Source organism: Stenotrophomonas sp. 3diitr2024, assembly GCF_042136455.1.
GTDB classification, from domain to species: Bacteria; Pseudomonadota; Gammaproteobacteria; order Xanthomonadales; family Xanthomonadaceae; genus Stenotrophomonas; species Stenotrophomonas sepilia.
This window is the reverse complement of the sequence record NZ_JBHHMJ010000609.1, coordinates 1-6,362: the sequence shown is the minus strand read 5'-3', so window position 1 is coordinate 6,362 and position 6,362 is coordinate 1. Positions and strand designations below refer to the sequence as shown.

Annotated in this window: 5 protein-coding genes; 2 read left to right on the top strand and 3 right to left on the bottom strand. The window is 69.9% G+C overall.

The features are described from left to right. Nucleotides 1-106: 106 nt before the first annotated feature. From ABGA94_RS15945 to ABGA94_RS15935, 3 genes are all read right to left on the bottom strand, one after another. On the bottom strand, nucleotides 107-1,675 hold the full coding sequence (locus ABGA94_RS15945) for an N-acetylmuramoyl-L-alanine amidase (protein ID WP_053500617.1): 1,569 nt from the start codon (nucleotides 1,673-1,675) through the stop codon (nucleotides 107-109). Between the two features lie 82 nt (nucleotides 1,676-1,757). Then, nucleotides 1,758-2,240: a tRNA (adenosine(37)-N6)-threonylcarbamoyltransferase complex ATPase subunit type 1 TsaE gene (gene tsaE, locus ABGA94_RS15940; protein WP_053500618.1), complete on the bottom strand. Its 483-nt coding sequence runs from the start codon at nucleotides 2,238-2,240 to the stop codon at nucleotides 1,758-1,760. Beyond that, a complete protein-coding gene (locus ABGA94_RS15935; RefSeq protein WP_095378141.1) occupies nucleotides 2,237-3,721 on the bottom strand; it encodes an NAD(P)H-hydrate dehydratase in 1,485 nt (494 codons plus the stop codon). The genes tsaE and ABGA94_RS15935 overlap by 4 nt, the downstream gene beginning before the upstream one ends. Before the next feature lie 23 nt (nucleotides 3,722-3,744). Between ABGA94_RS15935 and queG the strand changes: the two genes are divergently transcribed. After that, nucleotides 3,745-4,815, top strand: coding sequence for a tRNA epoxyqueuosine(34) reductase QueG (gene queG / locus ABGA94_RS15930; protein WP_005417785.1), 1,071 nt, complete (start codon nucleotides 3,745-3,747; stop codon nucleotides 4,813-4,815). A gap of 44 nt (nucleotides 4,816-4,859) precedes the next feature. Further along, nucleotides 4,860-6,191 (top strand): exodeoxyribonuclease VII large subunit, encoded by a 1,332-nt coding sequence (xseA, locus tag ABGA94_RS15925; RefSeq protein ID WP_375367776.1) that lies wholly within the window; start codon nucleotides 4,860-4,862, stop codon nucleotides 6,189-6,191. Nucleotides 6,192-6,362 lie beyond the last annotated feature (171 nt).

Here is a 6,362-nt window from a genome sequence, read left to right as displayed (position 1 = left end):
TCGACTGTCAGTCGACTGCTCTTCGCCGGCCACCGAAACCCCCACACTGCGCGCGCAGTCGACTGACAGTCGACTCTACGGAAAGCAGTAACCCGCCTTCGGCGGCTTACTTGCTGCCGCCTGCCATGGTGGCTGCGGCGTCGATCTCGGCCTGCGCGCGGGCGGCATACAACGTGCCCGGCGGCGGTTGGCGGCTGAAGAAGGTGTGCACGCCATCCAGCACGGCGCCCGCCACCTTGCGCTGGTATGCCGGGTCCGTCAGGCGGCGCTCTTCATCCGGATTGGAAATGAATGCCGTTTCCACCAGCATCGCCGGCATGTCCGACGTGCGTAGCACCGCGAAGTTGGCGCGCTCGATGTTCGGCTTGTGGTTGTTGCCGATCCGCTTCAGACCGCCCAGCACGTGGCCGGCCGCATCTTCGGACGCCTTCATGTAGCCGCTCTGGGCCAGGTCCAGCAGCACGTTGGCCAGGGTGCCTTCGGTCTGCTGCAGGCGCACCCCACCGACCAGGTCGGCCGCGTTTTCCTTGTCCGCCAGCCAGCGGGCGCGCTGCGAGGAGGCACCCTTGGTCGACAGAACGTACACCGACGAACCCGTGGCCGAACGGTTTTCAGCCGCATCGGCGTGGATCGAGATGAAAATGTCCGCCTTGTTCGCACGCGCCTTCTGCGCGCGCATCGGCAACGGAATGAACACGTCGCTGTCGCGCGTCAGGTAGGCCTTCAGGCCCGGCGTGGCATTGACCTGGCGGGCCAGCTCACGCGCCACCGCCAGGGTGACATCCTTCTCGCGCTTGCCGGTCGGGCCGATCGCGCCCGGGTCCTGGCCACCATGACCGGGATCGATCGCCACCACCAGGTGGCGCATGCCGGGCTGCATGCGGATGCGCGATGCATCGCTGGGCATCGCCGGACGCGGCGGCTCGGCCGGCGTCGGCGCGGGTGTGGGGGCCGTTGCCGGCGGCGTGGTCACCACCGCAGCAGTGCGCTGGCCGGCAAGGATTGCAGCCGGCGAGGATGAAGGCGTGCTGCTGGCCGCGACGCCTGCCGCAGCAACCTGGGCTGGCGCGCTGGTCGGTGCGGGGGTCGGCGTGGCGGGTGCGGCGGCGCTGGCGCTGGCCTGCTGCTGCACCTGTGCGGTCAGCAGGGCGGTGGCCCGCGCAGCATCGGTGCGCGACTGCGCGTTCTCGGCAGGCGCGGGCGCGACTGAGCCCCCCACAGCGGCCGCCTGCGACTGTACCGCCGGTGGCGTCGCCGGGCGGCTGGTGGCCACGGCAGGGCCATCACCCGGCCATTCGATCACCAGCTTGGATTCATTGCCCTCGCGCTGCATCTGCGGGCGGAACGGCGCCACCGATTCGGCAAGGTCGAAGACGACACGGAACGTGCCCGGGACCGGCTGTCCGGTACGCACCGCCGTGACCACGCCCTGCGCGGCCGGCATCTTCAGGTTGCGTACGGCGCTGGAGTCGGGGAAATCGACCACCAGGCGGTTCGGGCCGGCCAGCGACAGGGTCTTGTAGCCGCCACTGCCGACCAGCGAGATCTCGGCACGGGTGCCGGTCGCGCCGGTGTTCAGCAGGACCTGGCGGACTTCACCCGCCCACGCACTGACGCTCGCCAGACCCAGTCCGACGGCGGCACAGATGGCGATGAGACGGTTCCCCGGGCGCATGGCTCAGGATTCAATCACCGCGCTGAACGGAATGCAACACCTTTTTCCTTAATAATCCGTAACCTGCCGGTGTTTGTTCTCGTCAGCCGACAGAAATGGCCTGCAAGTCGCCCCCTTGAGGCAGCCGTTTCAGCCATTCATGCCCAACGTCGCTGCTCGCGGTGAGACTGGCGCGTCGCCCCTGTCCTTCGATCTCCAGTGCTACCACCAGGTCGGTCGGCGGCAGCGCGCCGGCGCCCCGTTCCGGCCATTCGACCAGCCACAAGACCGCGCTGCCCTCGTCCAGGCCGAGGAAATCCAGCTCACCGGCCTGGCCGATGCGATACAGGTCCAGGTGCCACGCCTCACCGCCACTGGCCAGCGGATAGCGCTCGACCAGGGTGTAGGTGGGGCTGCGGATCGCGCCCTGCACGCCCAGCGCCCGCAGCAGCGCGCGGGCCGTGGTGGACTTGCCTGCGCCCAGGTCGCCGCGCAGTTCGATCAGCGCCTGCGGCGGCCGGGTGGTCGCCAGCCACTGTCCGAGCAGTTCGGTGGCGTCGCTGTCGGCAAGGAAGAAATCGGTCATGGGAAGCGTTCCGGGTTGGCCAGTCGCCGCAACGGCGCCAGCAGATCAGTAGGAAGCAGGCCGCGTGCGCCGTCAGCGGCAGCCGCGTCGCCGGCCAGCGCATGCAGCAACGCGCCCGCCGCGCCGGCATCGAAGGCGGCCAGGCCCTGCGCGCGCAGGCCGGCGATGATGCCGGTGAGCAGGTCGCCCATGCCCCCCACGGCCATGCCGGGATTGCCGGCGGCGATCAACCGGGGCGTTTGCCCGGGCGCCGCCACGATGCTGCCGGCGCCCTTCAACACCACCACCGCGTGGAAACGCTCGGCGAGCGTCTGCGCACAGGCGTAGCGATCGGCCTGGATGTCGCTGGTGCTGCAGCCGAGCAGGCGTGCGGCCTCGCCCGGGTGCGGTGTGAGGACGGCGCCAGGCAAGGCACGCGGATCCTGCGCCAGCAGGTTCAGCGCGTCAGCATCGACCACCAGTGGTTTGGCGCTGGCCAGCACCCGCGCAAACAGTGCGCGCGCCCATTCGTCCTGGCCCAGACCGGGCCCGATCGCCACCACCTTTGCCCTGTCAAGCAATGCCGGCAGCGCCTCGCCGTCTTCCAGCGCGTGGGTCATCGCCTCGGGCAGGCGAGCCAGCAGTGGAGCGACGTGGTCGCGGCGGGTACCCAGGCTCAACAGCCCCGCCCCTGCGCGCAAGGCGGCCTCGGCTGCCATGGCGATGGCACCGCCGCTGCCATGGTTGCCGCCGACGCACAGCACGTGGCCGGATTCACCCTTGTGGGTATTTGCGCGGCGCGGCGGCAACAGGGCCGGCAACCGTGCCTGCGCCCAGTACTCCACGGCAGGCGACACGCTTTGCCATGCGGCAGCGGGCAACTGCAGGGGTGCCAGGGCCTTGTGCCCGCAATGATCCAGCGCGTCGCCGGTGTACAGCCCGCGATGGGCCACGATGAACTGCAGGGTCAGCGCCGCGCGCACTGCCGCGCCAGGTATCGCACCGCGGTCGGCATCGACGCCACTGGGCACATCCAGGGCCAGCACAGGTGCCGCCTGCGCATTGATCGCAACGATCAGCGCCTGCGCCGCACCCTCCGGCGCGCGATCGAAGCCCAGCCCGAACAGGGCATCGACCCAGAGGTCGGCCTCGGGCAGCGCGCCGTCGAACTCGGTGATGGCGCCGCCGTCGGACCTGAACTCCGATGTTGCACGCTGCGCCAGCGCGGTCGATGGCGCCCTGCCCGGCAGGGCGATCACCCTCACCTCGCGTCCGGCCTGCAACGCGTGGCGAGCCAGCACAAGGCCGTCGCCGCCATTGTTGCCCGCACCGACCACCACGCCGATGCGCTGCGCCTGCGGCCAATGCTGCAGCAGGCACTGCCAGGCGGCCTGGCCGGCCTGCGCCATCAGTCCCCAGCCAGCATCCCCCGCCAGGGTGGACGCCTGGGCATCAAGCGCACGCGCGGCAGCGGAATCGAACAGATCGGCGAGGTTGGCCATGCAGGGATTTTATACTGGTGCGCATGTCCCTCGCCCCCACCCCCGTCGATCCGGCCCAGGCCGTGCAGCGCATCCGCGAACTGGCCCGCGCGCATGGCTTCCAGCGCTGCGGCATCGCCGGTATCGAGCTGGGCGAGGATGAGGCGCACCTGGCCGACTGGCTGGGTCAGGGCCTGTACGGCACGATGGACTGGATGGCGCGCCACGGCACCCTGCGCGCACGACCGGCCGAGCTGTTGCCCGGCACTGTGCGCGTGATCTCGGTGGGCATGGACTACAGCCACAAGGATGACACCGAAGCCTGGGCGACGCTGGCCGACCCGGGCCGCGCCTATGTGGCGCGCTATGCGCTGGGCCGCGACTACCACAAGCTGATGCGCAACCGCCTGCAGAAGCTGGCCACGCAGATCAACGACGAAGTCGCGCCACTGGGCTACCGCGTGTTCGTCGATTCCGCCCCCGTCCTGGAGCGCGCACTGGCCCGCAACGCCGGGCTCGGCTGGATCGGCAAGCACACCTGCCTGATCGACCGCCATGGCGGTTCCTGGTTCTTCATCGGCGAGATCTACATCGACATCCCGCTGCCGATCGATACGCCGGCCACGGCGCACTGCGGCACCTGCACGCGCTGCATCGATGTCTGCCCGACCCAGGCCATCACCGGGCCGCAGCGGCTGGACGCGCGGCGCTGCATTTCCTACCTGACCATCGAACACGACGGCGCCATTCCCGAACAGATGCGCCCGCTGATCGGCAACCGCATCTATGGCTGCGACGACTGCCAGCTGGTCTGCCCCTGGAACAAGTTCGCCAAGCGCACCGACGAAGCCGATTTCCGCGCGCGCAACAACCTCGATACCGCGCGCCTGGACCAGCTGTTCACCTGGGACGAAGCCGAGTTCCTGCGCCGCACCGAAGGCAGCCCGATCAGGCGCAGCGGCCATGAGCGCTGGCTACGCAACATCGCCGTGGCGCTGGGCAATGCGCCGTCCTCGGCCGAAGCGCTGGCTGCCCTGCAGACCCGCATCGACGATCCCTCGCCGCTGGTGCGTGAACACGTGCAGTGGGCACTGGGCCAGCATACGGCGCGCTGACGTGCGATCCTGAGCCCCCGTTCCGCCCGCAGCACGCCGTTTCCATGCAGCCACGCAACAACGACATCCTCACCCCCAGCCAGCTCAACACCCTGGCCCGCGACCTGCTGGAAGGCAGCTTCCCGGCGATCTGGGTCGAGGCCGAACTGGGCAGCGTGGCGCGTCCTGCCTCCGGACACCTCTACTTCAACCTGAAGGACGCGCGCGCGCAGCTGCGTGCGGCGATGTTCCGGATGAAGGCGCAGTACCTGAAGTTCGTGCCGCGCGAAGGCATGCGCGTGCTGGTGCGCGGCAAGGTGACCCTGTACGACGCCCGTGGCGAGTACCAGATGGTGCTGGACCACATGGAGGAAGCCGGCGAAGGCGCGCTGCGCCGCGCCTTCGAGGAGCTGAAGGCACGGCTGGAGGCCGAAGGCCTGTTCGACCCGGCACGCAAGCGGCCGCTGCCGGCGCACGTGCGACGCCTGGCCGTGATCACCTCGCCCACCGGCGCTGCCGTGCGCGATGTGCTGAGCGTGCTCGGCCGGCGCTTCCCGCTGCTGGAAGTTGACCTGCTGCCGACCCTGGTACAGGGCAGCAGTGCCGCCGCGCAGATCACCCGGCTGCTGCAGGCCGCCGATGCCAGCGGCCGCTACGACGTGATCCTGCTGACCCGCGGTGGTGGTTCGCTGGAAGACCTGTGGGCCTTCAATGACGAAGCCCTGGCCCGTGCGATCGCCGCCAGCCGCACCCCGGTGGTGTCTGCGGTTGGCCACGAAACCGACTTCAGCCTGAGCGACTTCGCCGCCGACCTGCGTGCACCGACGCCATCGGTGGCGGCTGAGCTGCTGGTACCGAACCAGCGCGAACTGGCCCTGCGCGTGCGCCGCACGGCCGTTCGCATGCTGCAGCTGCACCGGCATGCGATGCAACAGGCGATGCAGCGCGCCGACCGCGCCCTGTTGCGCCTGAACGCGCAGAGCCCGCAGGCACGACTGGATCTGCTGCGTCGACGCCAGCTCGATCTGGGACGACGCCTGCATGCCGCGTTCAACCAGCAGCAGGAGCGCCGTGCTGGGCGGCTTCGCCATGCAGCGGCGGTCCTGCGCGGGCACCATCCACAGCGCCAGCTCGACACGATGCAGCGCCGCCTGGCCGCCCTGCGCGGACGACCGCAGGCAGCGATGCAGCGTCTGCTGGAGCGCGATGCACTGCGGCTGCGCGGGCTGGCGCGTTCACTGGAAGCAGTCAGCCCGCTGGCCACCGTAGCCCGCGGCTACAGCATCCTGACCCGCAGCGACGATGGTGCGCTGGTGCGGCGCATCGACCAGGTGCAACCTGGTGACGCCCTGCAGGCGCGCGTCGGCGACGGCGTGATCGACGTGCAGGTCAAGTAGAAGGGTGTTCGGCAGGGCTGCGCCCTGCACCCGCGGTAGTGCCGGCCGCTGGCCGGCAGCCTCAACAGCAACAGCAAAAGCTGGCATTCCGCGGGTTGGCGGGGCGATGTCGGAGTGCGGGGACGCCGCAAGTACGTCCCTGTAAGCTTGGCAGCCGCATCCATGCGGCTG